Source organism: Sphingobium sp. 15-1, from assembly GCF_013375535.1.
In the GTDB taxonomy this organism is placed as follows: domain Bacteria; phylum Pseudomonadota; class Alphaproteobacteria; order Sphingomonadales; family Sphingomonadaceae; genus Sphingobium; species Sphingobium aromaticivastans.
This window is the reverse complement of sequence record NZ_JABXJG010000002.1, coordinates 870,190-888,231: the sequence shown is the minus strand read 5'-3', so window position 1 is coordinate 888,231 and position 18,042 is coordinate 870,190. Positions and strand designations below refer to the sequence as shown.

The window sequence follows — 18,042 nt, the reverse complement described above, 5'->3', positions numbered from 1 at the left end:
TGAGGATTTGAGAGATGAGTATGAATTTCGACGACGGCTATGAGATGACGATCGACGGCCGCGCCGTTGCCGCCGCAGCCCATTTCGAAGCGTTCAATCCCGCCACCGAGGAGGTGATCGCACAGGTTCCCGACGCTTCGCGAGCCCAACTTGATGAGGCGGTCGCAGCCGCGCGCAAAGCCTTCCCAGGCTGGAGTGCGACTCCGCTGGCCGAACGGCAAAAGGCCGTTGCTCGCATTGGTGACGCTATCGAGGCGAATGCGGAAGCCTTCATGCGCCTGCTGACGCGTGAACAGGGGAAGGCGCGCAAGGGGGCGGAATGGGAGATCGGCGGTTCCGTGGTCTGGTGCCGCGAGATCGCGACGCAGGAACTGCCGCTTCATGTCGTCGAGAAGACGGAGTCCCGCAGCGTCGAGACGCGGCGCGTGCCGCTGGGCGTGGTCGGAGCGATCACGCCATGGAACTTCCCGCTTTTGCTGGCCATCTGGAAGATCGCTCCCGCGCTGGTCGCGGGCAATACGATGGTTCTCAAGCCGTCGCCCTACACCCCGCTCTGCACGCTGAAGCTCGGTGAGCTTCTCCGCGACATCCTTCCCGCCGGGGTGCTCAACATCGTTTCGGGTGGAAACGATCTGGGCGCCTGGCTGACCCAACATCCCGACGTCAGCAAGATCAGCTTCACCGGATCGACCGCGACCGGCCGCAAGATCATGGCTTCGGCATCGGGGAACCTCAAGCGCATCACGCTGGAACTTGGGGGCAACGACCCTGCCATCGTGCTGCCCGACGTGGACGTGCAGGAGGTCGCGCAGACTTTGTTCTGGGCGGCCTTCCAGAACAGCGCGCAATTCTGCGTCGCGGCGAAGCGGCTGTACATTCACGAAGATATTTATGACGAGCTTTCGGCCGCTCTGGCCGCCTATGCGGGCACGGTGAAGGTAGGGGACGGTTCTCACCAGGGCACCGATCTCGGCCCGATCCAGAACCGGATGCAGTTCGAGAAGGTGAAGGAGCTTCTTGTCGACGCGGAGGCTTCGGGTCAGCACTTCCTGACCGGCGGCGTCCCCGATGCGGAGCGCGGCTATTTCGTGCCCGTCACCATCATCGACAATCCGCCCGAGGACAGCCGCGTAGTGGTTGAGGAAGCATTCGGGCCCGTCCTGCCGCTGCTGAAATTCCGCGACATCGACGATGTGGTCGAGCGCGCCAATCGGACAGAATATGGCCTTGCCGCCTCGGTCTGGAGCCGCGATCTGCCCTTGGCGCGCTCCATTGCCGAACGGATCGAGGCGGGGACCGTCTGGATCAATGAAATCCACAGCTTCTCGCCGCATGTCGCCTTTGGCGGCCACAAGCAATCAGGTGTGGGGATAGAGAATTCGCTGGAGGGACTTGCCGAATATAGCAATGTCCAGACCATCGTGACGAACGCAGCCTGAAGATGAGGAGGGCCACCATGCTTTTGCGTGGTGGGCCGTCTCGCTTAGATGCTTTTCAGAAGGGTACAATAGGCGCCTTCCGGTCTTCCCTCGAATGACGAGATCAACTCTGCCAGCAAAGCGCTTGCCCGCGGATTGGATGCGGACTTGTGTGCTTCTGCGCTATCCCATTTCTCGATGATGATAAAGCGACGATCATTGTCGAGGTCGTGAAGCAATTCGATTCCGCGGCAACCGGCCGTTGACCGCGCCAGCTCTGCAAGCGCCGACAACGCCGTTTCCACTTCGGCTTCCTGCCCTTCTCTGGCGTGGATGATATAATGCCGCACGATCGTCATTCCTGCTTCCTCTGTCTGTGCTGGATTTGTCTGCCGGCCAGGAGCGACCCGAAGGCCGGGCAAATGCCCTTTAAGGGTCGATGGGGCGGTGGCCGACAACCGCGAGATCATAGCCGTCCAATGCTACCAGGCTATGGTGGGTATTGCTCAGGAGGATCATGTCCTGCACGCCCATTTCGCCAAGTATCTGGGCACCGATACCGTAATCGCGCAGTTCATCCATATCGCTTTTGGACGCGGTGCCGGATTTCAGCATTTCAAAGGTCCGGCTGAACATGTCCGGCGTCCGGCGATTAAGGATGACGATCAGACCCGCGCCTTCTTCACCGATGATTTCCATCGAGCGCGACAGAAGATGGCTGCGGGGCGCGTCCTGTCCGAACGTGTCGGCAAGTGGCGACATCTGATGCATGCGGACAAGTGTCGGGCGGTCCGGATCGACCTCTCCCTTTTGCAGCACGAGCTGTTCGGTGCCGGTCGCGCGGTTGAAGAAGACGATCGCCTTCCACTCGCCGCCCCATCGGCTGGTGAAGCTGAGGTCGGACCGCTTTTCGACCAGATGATCGTTGCGCCTGCGAAACGCGATGAGGTCGCGGATCGTACCGATCTTCAAGCCATGCTTTTGCGCGAAGCCGATCAGATCGGTTAGGCGCGCCATCGTCCCGTCATCCCGCATGATCTCGCAGATGACGCCGGAAGGATTGAGGCCCGCAAGGCGCGCGACATCGACCGCCGCCTCCGTATGGCCGGTGCGTACCAGAACACCACCGTCCCGGGCCACGAGGGGGAAGACATGACCGGGCGTCACGATGTCGTTCCGGTCTTTGAAGGCGTCGATCGCGACCGCGACCGTCCGCGCCCTGTCGGCTGCGCTGATGCCTGTGGTGACGCCCTCCCGCGCCTCGATCGACACGGTGAACGCGGTCTCGTGCCGCGTTCCGTTCTCGCGGCTCATGAGTTCAAGTCCCAACTGGTTCACGCGCTCCGATGTCAACGCCAGGCAGATCAGCCCCCGTCCGTGCGTCGCCATGAAATTGATCGCGTCCGGTGTCGCCATCTGGGCCGGAATGACCAGATCGCCTTCATTCTCGCGGTCCTCGTCATCGACTAGAATAAACATCCTGCCGTTGCGCGCCTCATTGATGATTTCCTCCGGCGACGCCAGCGCCGTTCCTCCCTCGCGCTTCGCCAGATAGGATTGGAGCCTTGCCAGAATGTCGGCCGGGGGTTTCCAGTCACCGTCATCCATGCGGCGCAAACTGTTGCTGGGCAGTCCCGCGGCCCGAGCGAGACCGGATCGCGATAGCCCCCCGTCGACAATGAGATGCCGCAATTTCTCTCTCAGGCCATCTTCCATCATTCACTCCCGTCCGCTATTGCTGACCTTGTCGGCCCTGTTTTCAGTTCTCGCGAGACGGCTCTCGCAACCGCGACCGGGCTAACCGTGATGGAAGACCAGAGTCTTGGTCTTGCTGAAGTCGTGGAGCGCGGCGAAGCCCTTTTCACGGCCATGTCCGCTCTTGCCTGCTCCGCCGAATGGAAGCTCTATGCCGGCGCCCGCCCCATAGCAGTTTATGAACAGTTGCCCTGATCGAATGCGCTTCGCCAGGCGAAGCTGACGACCGCCGTCGCGCGTCCAGATCGCGGCGACGAGTCCATATTCCGTTGCATTGGCCAAGCGGAGCGCATCGGCTTCGTCTTCGAAGGGGAGGACCGTCAGGACGGGCCCGAACACCTCGTCCAATGCGATCGCATGGGAGCGAGGAACCGGCCCGAACACCACGGGCTTGACGTAAAAGCCCCCGGCCGCGGCCCCCTCGGCTATCTCCCCTTCTGAGATCACGGCAACGCCATCTTCACGCGCGCGGTCGATGAAGCCCTGCACTCGCTGCTGTTGCTTGCGCGTGATGATGGGGCCGCAATCCAGATCCATCTCGGGTGCGCCGACGCGAACCTTCGCAAAAGCCGCCGCGAGCAGAGCCGCGAACTTGTCGAGGATCGTCCGCTCGACGAGCACGCGGCTGCCCGCGGAACAGGTCTGGCCGCTATTTTGCGTGATCGCCTTGACGATCACCGGGACAGCGGCGTCGAGATCGGCATCCGCGAACACCAGATGGGGGGATTTGCCGCCAAGCTCCAGCGTGCAGGTGATGTAATGATCGGCGCAAAGCTTCTGGATGATCTGGCCGACTTCGGGCGATCCGGTGAACGACATGAAATCGACCCCGCGATGCGACGCCAGCGCGGCGCCCGCAACATGGCCTGTACCGGCGACGACGTTGATCGCGCCTTCCGGAAAGCCGGCTTCGCTGGCGAGCTCTGCCAGCCGCAGCGATGACGCGCATGCGTCTTCGGCGGGTTTCAGGACGGTGGCGTTGCCGACGGCCAACGACGGCGCAAGAGTCCGCCCGAACATCTGGGCAGGATAGTTCCACGGCAGGATATGGCCAGTCACGCCATGCGGTTCACGCACGACATTGACATGATAGCCGCTCAGATAGGGAATGACTTCGCCGTGCAGCTTGTCAGCCGCCCCGCCATAGAATTCGAAATAACGGGCGAGCGCCGCGATGTCGGCGTCCGCGACGCTTTGCGGCTTGCCGGTATCCTTGGCTTCGATGGCCGAGAGTTCGGCCGCATTCTGCAGGATGAGGTCGGCAAACCGGGTGAGCAGCCGGCCTCTCTCGGTCGCGGTCGTCCGTCCCCAGGCGCCGTCGTCAAATGCCCGGCGCGCCGCGTTGACCGCGAGGTCGACGTCGGCGGCGCCGCTGGCCGCGATGAGGCCGAACGGCTCTCCTGTCGCTGGTTCGTAGATCGGGATCGTGCCCCCGTCCACCGGATCGATCCACGCGCCATCGATGAAATTCTGGTGGAAATCGATTTTCACCCGGCACCTCCCTGAGTCTTATAGAATATATATTGCGTATAATCTGTCTCTATGTAAACAGGCTTGATAAGAATGGTTCCGCTTGTGCGTCTGTGGCAGGGTCCGAATGAAGGGGGTCAGATGCTTTTCCGGGAAAGGGCTTCTTCAAGCGCCGTCAGACCTTCTTCGACGATCTGGTCCGAAGCGGTCAATGGCGGAAGCAGACGGATCGCCTGACCATGGGTGCCGCATGACAGGATGATCAGACCCAGCTCGCGCGCACGCGCCATGACCATTTTCACGGCGGCCGGGTCAGGTTTCCCGTCAGTGGCCGACAGGATGTCGAAGGCGATCATGGCCCCCATGCCGCGCGGGGGCGAAATCGGGATCAAGTCCGCTCGTCCGGCAAGAGCGGCCATGCGGGCGGCGATGCGCTCTCCGATGGCCATCGCCCGGTCCGCCAATCGCTCGTCGCGAATGATGTCCAGCACGGCGAGCCCCGCCGCGCAGGCGACGGGCGATCCGCCATAGGTGCTGCCCAGCGATCCCGGATCGCCGGCGTTCATTATGTCGGCGCGCCCGATCACGCCGGCCAGCGGGAAGCCGCCACCCATGCCCTTGGCGACGGCGATCAGATCGGGCGCGATGCCGCTATGCTCGACCGCGAACATCCGGCCGGTCCGCGCGAAGCCCGTCTGAACCTCGTCCGCGATGAGCAGGATGCCATGACGGTCGCACAGCGCGCGCAAGGCCGCCAGCATTTCGGCGGGTGCCGGATTGAAGCCGCCTTCTCCCTGGATCGGTTCCACGATGATCGCCGCGACGCGTTCCGGATCGACGTCGACGCTGAGGAGGAAGTCGAGCGCGCCCAGGGTATCGGCCGTGGTCAATCCCGATCCGGGCGAGGGGAAGGGGACATGGTAAACCTCCGGCACCATCGATCCGAAGCCGCGCTTATAGTTGGCCACTTTCCCCGTCAGCGTCGTCGCCATCAGCGTCCGGCCATGAAACGCCCCGGCAAAGGCGATGACGGCGGACCGGCCCGTGGCCATTCGGGCGATCTTGACGGCGGCCTCCACGGCTTCGCTGCCCGAGTTCAACAACAGCGTATTTGCCGAACCCCGGACCGGCGCCAGATCATTGAGCGCCTCTGCCAGTTGCAGATAGGGTTCATAGGCCATCACCTGGAAAGACGTATGGGTGAAGCGATCGATCTGGGCCTTGACCGCCTCAATGACCTTGGGATGCCGATGCCCGACATTGAGCACCGCAATACCGGCCGCGAAATCGATATAGCGCTTTCCGTCGGCGTCCCATATCTCGCTGCCCAGCGCCCGGACGGCGACCAAGGGTGTGGCGGAGGCAAGGCCGCGCGGAATGGCGGCCAAGCGCCGGTCTTGGAATGAGGTGCTCATCGTCTCTCTTGAAAGATGTTCCCGGCATCCCGGCGACAAAGCCGCGGGCGCACGAGGATCATGCTGGCAGGCTGCGCGTCATGCGTAGATGCAATTGGTGGCACACATGGTGTCCTTATCACACCGGCGCGCAGCATTGGGCGGGACCAACTGGACCGGATCGGGATGTCACCAGCCCAGATCCAGGGCGAAGCTGTCGCCGTCCCTTCTGATGCGGCCGACATACGGCGCTTCGAAATGGCCTGGAATGAGCAGGGCATTTTCATCGGCGCAGAATTCCAGCAATTCGCGTCTGGTCGCGGCCGCCATCTCCTGATTCCAGCAGACGATGCTGCTCATATGCCAGAGGGGCACCTGCATGGGCGAATGGAGCAGGTCTCCGGCGAAGACGCCGGTGTCGCCCTCCGACCGCAGCTCGATGCGGACATGCCCCGGCGAATGACCGGGCGCCTGGCGAAGCAGGAGGCAATCGAGCAATTCGTGAAGGTCTTCGACCAGCATCATCTTGCCGCTTTCCACGACAGGATGGATCGAATCCTCGAATGTGGCCCGCAAATAGGGTGCGCATTCGGGATCGGCGGCTTCGGCCTTGGCCGCCTCATATTCGACGCGGGAGAAGACATAGCGCGCATTGGGGAAAGTCGGAACCCAGCGTCCGTTCACCAGGCGGGTGTTCCAGCCGACATGATCGACATGAAGATGGGTGCAGAGGACGAAGTGGACATCCTCGGGTTGAAGTCCATGCTCCGCCAACCGCTCCAGATAGCGGTTGGCCAGATGATGCATTTCCGCGAAGGCGCGACGATCCTTGTCATTGCCCATGCAGGTGTCGATCAGGACATTATATTGGCCGACCTTGAGAAGCCAGCTATGTACGGGCATCGGAAAGCGCCCGGTCTCCGGATCATAATGATCGGGGCAGAGCCAATGTTCATGGGGCTTCACCGCCTCTCGGGTGAAGTTGGGAAACCATGTCTGGGCCGTGAACCCCAGCAACGCGCTGTCAAAGACGCGGCCTATCTCGACCTTGCCTATCTTGCCGAGCATCTTCATCGCCAATTCCTTTCCTAACGGGCTGGCCTAGAGCATCGTGCGCAAAAGTGGGAACCGGTTTTGCGTAAAAACGATGCGGCAACAAAAACTTAGCGCGCGCGTCTTGCGTCCGATTTAACGCAGCGCGCTCTAGACAGCCGTCGACTTCTTCAGCCGAATGTGGATGTTCTTTTCCCGGGTGAAGGCGAGCAGTTCCTCCAGACATTCCTCGCGCCCGATGCCGGACTGGCGTACACCGCCGAAGGGCGCTCCCAGGAAATGCCGGGCGACTTCGTTGACCCAGACATAGCCTGCCTCGACGGCGCCGGCGAGGCGGTGCGCGCTGTGCAGATCGTTAGTCCAGATCGAGCAGGTCAGGCCAAGATCATTGCCGTTCACGCAGGCGACCAGTTCCTCCTCATCGTGCCAGCGCAGCACCGAGAGGACCGGGCCGAAGATTTCCTCGCGGGCGATCGCCATGTCCATTGTCACGTCAGCGAAAAGGGTCGGTTCGAAGAACCAGCCGTGCGCCAATGCATCGTCATTGGGCCGCTTGCCGCCAGAGACGATCCGCGCGCCTTCCGCGATCCCGCGCTCGACGGACGAAACCACCCGGTCATATTGCGCCTCGGAAGCGATCGCTCCCATCACCGTTTCGGAATCGGAGGGGATGCCGGGGCGGAAACGCCTGATCTTCTCCGCCGCCCTTTCGACCACCGCGTCATAGATGCTGTCGTGGATGAAGGCGCGGCTGGTCGAGCCGCAGGACTGGCCGCACCAGTCGAAGTTCATGCCCCTGATGACGGCATCCGCGACCTCCTCGGGGTCTGCGTCCGCCAGGGCGATCAGGGCATTTTTGCCGCCCAGCTCCAGCAGCACGGGCTTGATCGTCTCGGCGGCGGATCGCATCACGGCCCGTCCGGTGGCGACGCTGCCGACGACGGTCACCATCGCCACATCGGGATGCTCGGCCAGCGCCGCGCCGGCTGTGCGTCCGCCGGGCAGGATGTTGAACACGCCGGGCGGGAGCAGCCCGTCGAACATTTCAGCGAGCATGAGGGCGGAGAGCGGCGCTTGCTCGGGCGGTTTCATGATGACCGCATTCCCTGCCGCCAACGGCGCCGCCGCCTTGCCCGCGCAGAACATCAGCGGGTGATTGAACGGGATGATCCGGGCCACGACGCCCTGAGGCTCCCGGACCGAGAAGTTCACCGAACCGGAGCCCATCGGGATCGACGCGCCCTTCATTTCGGTGACGAGACCGGCAAAAAATTCTATCTGCCCCGCCGCCATTTCAACGTCGCCGCGCAACATGCGGACCGGATTGCCACCGTCGATGGCATCGAGCAGCGCCAGTTTCTCCGCATTGGCGCGCATGCGCGATGCCATCTCGCGCAGCAATTTCGCCCGTTCGAGCGGAGCGACATCGCGCCATTGGGCAAAGCCTGCTTTGGCGGCGATCACCGCCGCGTCGACATCCCGCTCGTCTGCTTCCGCTATTTCGCAAAGCAGTGCCCCGGTCGCCGGATCGTGCACGGCGCGCGTGCCGCCGCGCAGCGGGGCGTGCCACTGTCCGCCATAATAGAGATTGCGCTGGCCTGGCAGAACGCCCTCGCTCGCGGGATCGATCGGTTTCAGGCTGGATTGGGTCTGCATCGCACGGCGTTCCGTTCGCAAAGAGGTGTCAAAGGGCGGCTTCCAGCTCGACCGAGGGATGGGGCTCCTCAGATGCCAGAGCCTTGCCGCGAATGAGATCGGCCGCCTTTTCCGCGATCATCATCACGACGCCGTTGATGTTGCCGCCGACAAGGTCCGGCATGACTGACGCATCGACGACGCGCAGCCCCTGGACGCCGCAGACGCGAAGCTCCGGATCGACTACCCGCCCGGCATCGCCTTCTCCTCCCATGCGGCAGGTGCCTGCGGGATGGTGCACCGTCACCGAATTCGCCCGAACGAAGGCGTCGAGTTCCTCGTCCGTTTGCCGGGCCTCGCCGGGCAGGATCTCCGACCCGGCATGAGGCTGCATCGCCGTCTGCGACATCACCTTGCGGGCCATCCGGACGCCGTCTCGCAGCCGTCTGCGATCATGCTCGGACTGGAGGAAGCCCGGCTCGATGAGCGGCGCCGCGGTCGGATCGGCGGAAGCCAGCCGCACGGCGCCCCGGCTTTCAGGACGCAGCAGGGCGATCCGGCATCCGAACGTATTCGGAACCGGCTGAATGAAGGGTTTGAACCAGACCCTGGCCGGAAAAGGCGCGGCAAGGAACAGGAACTGGATGTCGGGAAGGGACTCCCCGTTGGCGGTTTTGAGGAAGGCCGTCGCGCCGATCGGCACGTCCCCCGCAAAACCGTCGCGCCGCAGCATCGCGCCGAGCATCGCCCCCGCCAGCCGGTCATAGCGCATGGCCCGTTCGAACGGCGCGGGATCGCTCCTGCGGTGAACGGTGATGACGCTCAGATGGTCCTGGAAGTTGGCGCCCACGCCGGGGGACGCGACCTTCACACCTATTCCCAGGGCGCGCAACTGATCGGGATCGCCAATGCCCGAAAGCATCAGCAATTTCGGGCTGTCGATCACGCCGCCGCACAGGATCACCTCGCGCCGCGCATGGGCCTTTCGCTCGACCCCCTGGCGCACATAGCGGACGCCCGTCGCGCGTCCTTCATCAATCAGGATCTCACGCGCCTCCGCCTGCGTCTCCACGCGCAGCGACCGGCGGGCCAGCGCGGGCCGCAAATAGGCGTCGGCCGAACTCCAGCGCCGTCCGCGATGGATAGTCGACTGGACATAGCCGAAACCTTCCTGGTCGGCGCCATTATAATCTTCGGTAACCGGATAGCCGGCTTCCTTGCCGGCCTGGATGAACGATGCCAGGATCGGGTCGCGATACCGCGTCCGCTGGGTATGCAACGGACCGTTGCCGCCGCGATAGGCATTGGCGCCGCCCTCCCATCGCTCCGACCGTTTGAAATAGGGCAGCACATCCGCATAGGACCAGCCCCGCGCGCCGTTCGCGGCCCAGCGGTCATAATCCCCCGCATGACCGCGTACATAGACCATGACGTTGATCGAGGATGAACCGCCGACCACCTTACCGCGCGCGCATTCAATGCCGCGTCCGTCAATGCCTGCGTCCGGCTGCATGAAATAGCCCCAGTCGTGGAGCCGTTCGGGGAAGATCTTGCCGATGCCGACGGGAATATGGATGAGTGGATCGCGATCCCATTTGCCCGCTTCGAGCAAAAGAACCGAGGCTCCCTCTTCCGTCAGCCGGTTCGCCATCACGCAACCGGCTGACCCTGCGCCAATGACGATATAGTCGTAGCTCTCGCTGACCTCGTCTCGTTTCCTTGCCACGCTTTATTCTCCTCCCCCGGAGATCACGGCATGCGCATTTCCTTGCGCACTTGCTCCAGGACCACGCCTGCCGGACTGGATGTCGGCTTCGCCGTTCATGAAATCCGGCTCAAGCTGACGCCCATCCTTCATCGGTTCCGATAAAGGGATGCCGATGAAGCAAGCAGCCTGGAAATATCGATTAGGATCGATGGCTATACGTAAAAGGTATGGCAGGAAGCCGATCGCCACCTGCCGGGTGATTTCCCACGACGAGCTTTGCCTTAATCTGCCACGCCTTGCGCTGCTGGCACGTGCCGCCTCCGGACAGCGCCATGACGATTGGCGTCATTTGCAAGAGTGTTGGCGTCATTCGTTAGTGCGCCGCAGCCATGCTTGCCTCAATTTCAAAGCATCAAGAACGCAACGGCAAACGGGATGGACGCGGGTGCCATGAGAATGACGGATGAAAACATCGCTTCGCCATCTGCGCGCAGGGACGCGGGGCGCAGATACCCGGATCAGGGTCGGTGATCAGGTCCGGGACGGATCGATGCAGCTTTCCGTCCACATTGTGGCGGGCGACACGCGCCGCAGGGATTGAGCCGTCAGCCGTTCTGCATCTCGCGGGTTTGCCTGCCAGCATTCATCTGAACCCTGCGACGCCCCTTTCGACGCCGCAATATTTCGCCATCTGGAAGGCGATCGAGACGCTGGCCGCCGACTGCTGTTTCGCGCTGCGCATCATCAAGGCAGGGGACTGCACCGGACAGCAGCCCGGTTTTCTGGCGGGTCTCTATGCCGCCAATTTCCGGGATGCGATCAGCCGTCTCCTCCATTTCAAGAGCATGGTCTCATCCGAAAAATTATGGACGCGGGAGGATGGGGGGCATTGGTCGATGGGGCGGGACTGGCCCTATGCGACGGAAGCCGAACCCGCCCTCTCCATCGATCTGGCATTCACGTTCATCGTCGAATTGGGGCGGCGGGGAACAGGGCAACGCATCAAGCCGGTTCGCGTCCAATATGCCAGGGAAAGAACGCGCTGCGACGACCTTGAAGCCTATTATGGCTGCGAGTTGCAGTTCGGCGCTCGGCATAATGCCATAACCTTCGACAGCGCCGATCTCGATATTCCTTTCCCCGGATATAGCCCTGAATTTCTGGAGCTTGTCACACAAAGTCTTATCGACGCTTTCGCCAAAGCGGCGGCGGAGGGCACGATCGGTGATCGCGTCAAATCCGCCATGAAGCGCGCCATGACGTCAGGCCGGCCAGAGGTCGCGACCATCGCGAGCGAACTCGGGATGAGCGAACGTACCCTCCAGCGACGCATCACCGATGAAGCGACCACCTATCGCGCGCTGCTTATCGAGGCGCGACGCGAGCGTGGCGTGCAACTTCTCGACAACCGCGATCTCGATATCGACGCCATAGCCGCGATGCTGGGGTATGAGAGCGCGACATCCTTTTACCGGGCCTTCAAGGAATGGGAGGGCGTCTCTCCCGGCGAGTGGAGGACACAGCGCTCGATCGCCCATGCGAGCTAACGGCATTTCTCGGCGCTGCCGGATTGGCGTCTTTCGAAAGAGTTTTGGCGTCTCCGGTTATTGTGGAGAGCGGCGCTCGGCGTAGCTTAGAGGAAGCAGCCATCGATGCATCGGCAGTGCGTTATGAACCAAATTCAAATGCTCTAGGCATTCGGAAGCAATAAGTACGCGTACAGGAGTGGAATCAGGATTGATGCGCGATCTCCAGTTACATTGTCTGATCGACGGGCAAAGCTACTCGGCCAGTCAGCTTGAAGACATTCAATATCAGCGCCACATGCTTGCGCTTCATAGGATGGCGCGGCTTGGCGCCGCAATTGAAGGCGATGGCCGGCCGTTGTCCCATGACGATATCGACCGCCTGCTTCCCGATCAGGCGCGCGCCATTTCAATTGCGACGCGCCAGTCCTATGGACCAGCGGGGCTTAAGGATCTCTATCGCGAGCAGCTTCTTGCGTCGGACAAGATGTGGAAGGCGGCGAATGATGCGCCGGAGGGCGCGCCGCTGCTGCTGGCCCAGACCGACATAACGGTAACCGGCGTTTCGCTGGAGGATCTGGCCAAGGTCGTCAACCTGGACGCGATCCACCATGTCTATGCAGCCATGCATCCGGACCATGATTTCGCGAGCGGCGACAGCACGCGCCTTGAGCATATGGAGACATTCGGCCATTATGGCGGCCCCACTTGGCTCTATGCCCATCCGGACCAGACGATATCCGTCCCGGTCGAGCGGGACACCGATTATCCCATGTTGATGGCCGGTCACACGACCCTGGCCAGCGATGGCACGCCGATGAACCTTTACGCCTATCACCAATTCAAGCCGCTCGAGAACGGCTTTTCCATAAAGCAATGTGCTGCTTTCCCGCCGAAAACGCCGATGCCGATCGTCGACGGGCACAAGCTGCATTTGGCGATCGAGATCTGGGAAGCAGCCAAGCTCGCTGCGGTAGATTGATATAGAGGAGGTCTAAATGCAGGTAACACCATCATTGCCGGACAGCGTGGCGCCCTTTGCCGGACGCATCACGGACATTGACAGTCACGAGATGGTCCCGGCGCAGCTCTGGGTCGAGGAATGGGGCGAAATCACCCGGCCCTGGGCGGAGCGGGCGATCAACATCAACCCTAATGGCGGGGCCCAGAACATCATCAGCGTGCCAGGATTCGCCGGGGATGTCGCAGAAATGGACCCCAAGGCGGTCTGGACCGCCAAGGGGCCCAACGCGCCGGGCGCTGCCGATATGAACCGGCGGCTCGATCTCATGGACACTATGGGGCTCAGCCGGCAATTGATGTTCCCGTCCGGTCCCGGATTGGGCGGTCTGGCGCTCTATGGCTCCCCGAATGAAGCCGCCAAATATGGCGTCGGCAGCTTCGGCGTCACGGACGATACTTTCTACAGCTATGCCCGCAAACTGATGGACAGCTATAATCGGTGGACGGTCGAGGTCGCGGCGATTTCGCCTCGCTTCCGTCCGGTGGCGCCGATCTATGGCGACACGCCCGAGGAACTGATCTCCGTCACGAAGAAGCTGATCCATGGCGGCATCCGGGCGGTGCTGATCTCGGCTCCGCGGCTGCCGGGCGGCGTTTCCCCGGCGTCGAACGACCTTGATCCTTTCTATGCGATGCTGGCCGAAGCCAAGGTCGCGATCACCCTGCATATCGGCGGCGAAGACCTGTTCCTGCGCACCAACGACTGGGTCAAGGCAAAGGCGTTCGAGGGCTATAAGGAGACGACCGAAGTCCTCCTCAATCCCTGGAAGCTGTCGACCTATCATCTGGCGGCGCAGAACTTCGTCGGAACCATGGTCGTGGGCGGCGTGTTCGACCGGCATCCGACGCTGCGCGTTGGCGTGACCGAATTCACCGCCCATTGGGTCGGCCCGCTCGCCCGCTCGCTCGATATCTGGCACGAGCATGATTATTCGCTCAAGCCGAAGACCTTCGCTGATGGAAGTGAAGGGCGCCGCCTGCCGATGAAACCGTCCGAATATATCAATCGCAACGTCCGGGTGTCGCCGTTCGACTTCGAGCCGGTGGGCGAATATATCGACATGTATGGCCTTGAGGATGTCTACTGCTTCGCCAGCGACTTCCCGCATGTCGAAGGCGGCAAGGATCCGGTTGGCGAGTTCGCTTCCTCGCTGGAGCATCTCGGTCCGAAGATCCTGGAGAAGTTCTTCGTCACCAACGGCGAATTCCTGTTGCCGGATTGATCGGGGGCGGCCGCCCGGTGGTGCTTCGAAGGAGGCGCTGCCGGGCGGCCATATAGGATTTGTAGCAAGGCAGGGCGACAGTCAGCATCGCCCGCCAACGGATGGGATGAAATTGTCATGGCGGACGGCGGACGACCGGACAATCTGGACTTCGATCTTGTCGACGATACGGGACATGCGCGTCGGCTATCCGATTTTGCGGGCAGCTATCCGCTGATATTCTTCGGCTTTACGCGTTGCAAGCTGGTCTGCCCCCGCGCGCTCGGCCGGCTGTCGGAAGTGCTGGAGCGCCTTGGCGAACGGGCCATCTGGCTGGCGCCATTCTACATCAGCGTGGACCCGGAGCGCGATACGCCCGAGGTCATGCGCGCCTTCCTGCAAACGAATTTTCCGCGCTTCACCGGGCTCACCGGCGACAAACCGGCCGTCGAGTATGTGCGGTCGCGATTTCGCGTATTTGCCGGTCGTCGCCCGGACCCCGACGATCCCGAAGGGTATGAGGTGCCGCACAGTTCGCTCACCTATCTTCTGGGACCGGATGGGAGCTTGCTGACCTATTTTGCCGACCATATCGGCGCCGACAAGATCGTCGAGCGTCTGCTGGATATTCTTCCGAAGGAGAAGGCCACATGCTGACCAGTCGCGCGGCCGTCATACGTGAACGCAGCGGTCCTTTCACGATCGAGCCGATCACTCTCGAAAGCCCGAGAGCGGACGAAGTGCTGGTCGAGGTAGCGGGCGCGGGCATGTGCCATACCGACCTCGTCGTGCGGGACCAATATTTCCCGACGCCGCTCCCCGCCGTTCTGGGCCATGAGGGATCGGGTGTCGTGATCGCGGTGGGCGAAGCGGTGACCCGGGTCGAAGTCGGGGATCATGTCGTCCTGAGCTTCGGCAGTTGCGGTACCTGCCAGAATTGCCTTCAGGAACCCCCCGGCTATTGCGTCGATCTATATGGCCGCAATTTCTCCGGGGGGCGGCCCGATGGCAGTTCCTGCTGCACCGATCATGCGGGTGCGCGGCTGAGCAGCCATTTTTTCAGCCAGTCGTCCTTTGCCGATCATGCATTGGCCAATGAGCGCAACGTCGTGAAAATTCCCAAGGACGTTCCCCTCGAACTCATGGGACCGCTCGGCTGCGGCATCCAGACCGGGGCGGGCGCGGTGATGAACGCCCTGAAGCCGGCGGCGGGATCGAGCATCGCCATTTTCGGAGCGGGGTCCGTGGGCCTGTCGGCGGTCATGGCCGCGCGCGTTGTCGGTTGCACGACGATCATCGCGGTGGACATGAATGCCGATCGGCTGGGGCTCGCCAAGGAATTGGGCGCGACCGACGTCCTCCACGCAGGCGAGGTCGATGTCGTCGCCCGCATAAGAGAGATTACGGGCGAGGGGGTGCAATATTCGCTGGAGGCGACCGGACTGCCCAAAGTGGTGCGGCAGGCCGTCGATTGCCTGCGCCTGACCGGCGTCTGTGGCGTGATCGGCGTCTCTCCCCTGGGCACCGAGTTCACGCTCGACATGAACATGGTCCTTTTCGGACGCACCGTGCGCGGGATCATCGAGGGTGACGCCGTGCCGCAGATTTTCATCCCGCGCCTGATCGAACTTTGGCGGCAGGGCCGCTTTCCGTTCGATCGCCTGGTGCAATATTATGCCCTCGACCAGATCGAGGAGGCGGCGCACGCTTCGGAAGCGGGAACGGTCCTGAAGCCGATCCTGCTGCCGGCGGGGCGTGGCTGATCGCCATGACCGGGTGGTCCTACAGGGCGATGGCCGGGGAAATGGCGTTCTGCCTGACCGCTGGGGCGCTTGGCCTCTGGCTGGACGGGCCGGCCGCATGGATCATAGCGCAGCAAATTTGCGGCGGCGCATCGGGTGGGATTGGATCGCTGTTTCTGCTCCATCTTTGGGCGATGCCTTTCACCAGCCTGCTGATGCTGGCGGCCACTGTGGCGCATGGCTCCTGGGCTGGCTCTTCCATCGTCTCGACGAAAGCCCTGGCTGTCACCTTCTCCTACGTCGCCATGATGGCCTTGATGATGATCGGGCAGAGGCTGGCGGTTTCGATCAGCAACACGCCGGTCGCCGCCACTCAGGGCGCTCTGGCCGGCAGCGCCGCGTTCACGCTCGCCGTTCTCGTCGGCCGCTGCGCATTCAACGGCATCAGCCATTGGCGTCCGGCGCTGGCGTTCTGAAGGGCGCAAAAGGATATTGTCGGGCTGAAACAGGCCCCAATCGAAAGGATATGGGCATGGCAACTCTGCTGGATAGAAACACGGCCGTCGAGGCGGACCTGGAGCGCTTCCCCCTGCTGGACGAAAAGCAGGTCGGCAGCATGCGCCATATCGGCAATCTCGCCCGGCAGTTGAAGAACGACTGGTCCGGCATGATGGGGCCGACGCCGTTCGGCTCCGATTTTGCCGCCTTCCGATTCCAGCTCGCCTTCATGGCCTTCGGGCTTGGGCTTGCCCATTTCCATCGGTTGCCCGCCGCGCCCGGCGCCTTCAAGAACATGTTCGAACGCCTGATCGAGAAGATGCGTCACCCCGCCGTCTGGCATCATTGGAAAGATGAAAGCCGGGGCGGCGGACTGCTCAACCATGAAGCGGGCGTTACCGAGGGGTGGGCCGACCCCGTCAAGAAAGACAACATCATGTACAGCGCCTACCTTCAGACGATGGCGCTGATGTACAATCTTCTCTTCGACGATGATCGCTATACTCAGACGAACGCGCTCTCGCTCGATTACAATCCTGTCCTTCACTATCCCCTTGAAGGCTATCATTTCAATTATGATCAAAACTCGCTCAACGATCTGATCTATTGGCAGATGGTCGAGAGCGGCTATCTTGGCGTCGCATGCGAACCCCATTGCGTTTTTCTCGCCTGCAATCAGCCGCCGATCCTCGGCTTCCGCTTCAACGACCTGCTGACCGGCGGCTCGACGGCGGAGGAGGTGACGGAGGGTCTGGTCAAGGCCTGGAAGGAGCGAGGCGGCTTCATCGACGAAGTGGGGAGCTTCAAGTCGGTCATCCGCCAGCATGTGAACGAAGTGCTGCCCGGCATGGATGTCTGGTCCGACGGCTGGACGGGCACCTTGATGCATGCCTGGAACCCGGAATTCGTCGAGGAACATTATCCCCGGCAGCGCGATCGGTGGCTCATACGCCGCCAGGACGGCTTGTTGATGGTCAAGATGCCCGATCATCTCGCCCATCCCGATCTGACCGCCGGGCCGATGTGCGCCATGGGCTGGATGGCGATGCTGGCCGGCGAAGTGGGCGACATGGAAACCGTCGACGGGCTGCTTGCCTATGCCGACGCCTATATGTCTCCGCAATGGACAAAGGGGGGCTATCATTATCTTCGCGTCGACGAAGAATATGATGCGGAGGGCAATCTGACGGTCATGAACCCGGCGCAGAGCAATGCCTTCATTCCCTTCGCCCGGTTGAACGTGCCCAAAGGGCTTCACCTGCTTTACACGAAACCCTGGACGCGAGCCCATTTCGAGGAGCCCGCGCTGACCGAGGTCGATTTTCCCGTCGACGTGTGGCGGGCTGTCTATGACGCTGACAATCGCGCCCTGCTGTTCGACCTGTCGCTGACCGAGGGTGCGCGGACGGGACGGATCGTCGTTTCGCGCATTCAGGGCCTTGGCGACTGGGCGCTCCATCGCGATGGGGAGATCATAGCGCAAGGGACGGATGACGGGGCGGTCAGTATCGGGGGCAATCCGTCCCTCAAGGCCGTGTCGCAAGGGCTGGAGCTCACGATCGATCATGCCGACGTCCGTTCCTACCAGATCGTCTGGGCGGGTCCGGCCGCGGCCTGA

Annotated in this window: 17 protein-coding genes; 9 read left to right on the top strand and 8 right to left on the bottom strand. The window is 62.3% G+C overall.

Annotated features, from left to right (window positions below; genetic code table 11):
- Positions 1-20 precede the first annotated feature (20 nt).
- Positions 21-1,439, top strand: coding sequence for an aldehyde dehydrogenase family protein (locus HUK72_RS20230; protein WP_218036237.1), 1,419 nt, complete (start codon positions 21-23; stop codon positions 1,437-1,439).
- Positions 1,440-1,483: 44 nt separating this feature from the next.
- Here HUK72_RS20230 and HUK72_RS20225 read toward each other — a convergent pair whose 3' ends face one another.
- The 8 genes from HUK72_RS20225 to HUK72_RS20190 form a co-directional block, all read right to left on the bottom strand.
- Positions 1,484-1,777 (bottom strand): putative quinol monooxygenase, encoded by a 294-nt coding sequence (locus HUK72_RS20225; protein ID WP_176598399.1) that lies wholly within the window; start codon positions 1,775-1,777, stop codon positions 1,484-1,486.
- 70 nt (positions 1,778-1,847) lie between these two features.
- The gene (ribB, locus tag HUK72_RS20220) at positions 1,848-3,134 is read right to left on the bottom strand and encodes a 3,4-dihydroxy-2-butanone-4-phosphate synthase (protein WP_176598894.1); all 1,287 of its coding nucleotides are present in this window, start codon (positions 3,132-3,134) and stop codon (positions 1,848-1,850) included.
- 81 nt (positions 3,135-3,215) lie between these two features.
- Positions 3,216-4,664 carry an aldehyde dehydrogenase family protein gene (locus HUK72_RS20215; protein WP_218036185.1) on the bottom strand — a complete coding sequence of 483 codons (1,449 nt, stop codon included), beginning with the start codon at positions 4,662-4,664 and terminating at the stop codon, positions 3,216-3,218.
- Positions 4,665-4,780: 116 nt separating this feature from the next.
- On the bottom strand, positions 4,781-6,058 hold the full coding sequence (gabT, locus tag HUK72_RS20210) for a 4-aminobutyrate--2-oxoglutarate transaminase (RefSeq protein ID WP_176598398.1): 1,278 nt from the start codon (positions 6,056-6,058) through the stop codon (positions 4,781-4,783).
- A gap of 168 nt (positions 6,059-6,226) precedes the next feature.
- On the bottom strand, positions 6,227-7,111 hold the full coding sequence (locus tag HUK72_RS20205; protein WP_176598397.1) for an MBL fold metallo-hydrolase: 885 nt from the start codon (positions 7,109-7,111) through the stop codon (positions 6,227-6,229).
- Positions 7,112-7,240: 129 nt separating this feature from the next.
- Positions 7,241-8,746, bottom strand: coding sequence for an aldehyde dehydrogenase family protein (locus HUK72_RS20200; RefSeq protein ID WP_176598396.1), 1,506 nt, complete (start codon positions 8,744-8,746; stop codon positions 7,241-7,243).
- 28 nt (positions 8,747-8,774) lie between these two features.
- Positions 8,775-10,451: a choline dehydrogenase gene (locus tag HUK72_RS20195; protein ID WP_176598395.1), complete on the bottom strand. Its 1,677-nt coding sequence runs from the start codon at positions 10,449-10,451 to the stop codon at positions 8,775-8,777.
- Positions 10,452-10,454: 3 nt separating this feature from the next.
- Positions 10,455-10,682: a hypothetical protein gene (locus tag HUK72_RS20190; protein ID WP_176598394.1), complete on the bottom strand. Its 228-nt coding sequence runs from the start codon at positions 10,680-10,682 to the stop codon at positions 10,455-10,457.
- Between the two features lie 214 nt (positions 10,683-10,896).
- Between HUK72_RS20190 and HUK72_RS20185 the strand changes: the two genes are divergently transcribed.
- From HUK72_RS20185 to HUK72_RS20150, 8 genes are all read left to right on the top strand, one after another.
- Positions 10,897-11,034 (top strand): hypothetical protein, encoded by a 138-nt coding sequence (locus HUK72_RS20185; protein ID WP_176598393.1) that lies wholly within the window; start codon positions 10,897-10,899, stop codon positions 11,032-11,034.
- Positions 11,035-11,062: 28 nt separating this feature from the next.
- The gene (locus HUK72_RS20180) at positions 11,063-11,980 is read left to right on the top strand and encodes an AraC family transcriptional regulator (protein ID WP_176598392.1); all 918 of its coding nucleotides are present in this window, start codon (positions 11,063-11,065) and stop codon (positions 11,978-11,980) included.
- Positions 11,981-12,173: 193 nt separating this feature from the next.
- Positions 12,174-12,941, top strand: a complete 768-nt coding sequence (locus HUK72_RS20175; protein ID WP_176598391.1) for a hypothetical protein — start codon at positions 12,174-12,176, stop codon at positions 12,939-12,941.
- Positions 12,942-12,957: 16 nt separating this feature from the next.
- Positions 12,958-14,205: an amidohydrolase family protein gene (locus HUK72_RS20170; RefSeq protein ID WP_176598390.1), complete on the top strand. Its 1,248-nt coding sequence runs from the start codon at positions 12,958-12,960 to the stop codon at positions 14,203-14,205.
- 117 nt (positions 14,206-14,322) lie between these two features.
- On the top strand, positions 14,323-14,841 hold the full coding sequence (locus HUK72_RS20165) for an SCO family protein (protein WP_176598389.1): 519 nt from the start codon (positions 14,323-14,325) through the stop codon (positions 14,839-14,841).
- Positions 14,835-15,947, top strand: a complete 1,113-nt coding sequence (locus HUK72_RS20160; RefSeq protein WP_176598388.1) for an NAD(P)-dependent alcohol dehydrogenase — start codon at positions 14,835-14,837, stop codon at positions 15,945-15,947. Before HUK72_RS20165 ends, HUK72_RS20160 begins: the two co-directional genes overlap by 7 nt.
- Positions 15,948-15,952: 5 nt before the next feature.
- Positions 15,953-16,402, top strand: a complete 450-nt coding sequence (locus HUK72_RS20155; RefSeq protein WP_176598387.1) for a hypothetical protein — start codon at positions 15,953-15,955, stop codon at positions 16,400-16,402.
- A 56-nt stretch (positions 16,403-16,458) separates the two neighbouring features.
- Positions 16,459-18,042, top strand: a complete 1,584-nt coding sequence (locus HUK72_RS20150; protein WP_176598386.1) for a hypothetical protein — start codon at positions 16,459-16,461, stop codon at positions 18,040-18,042.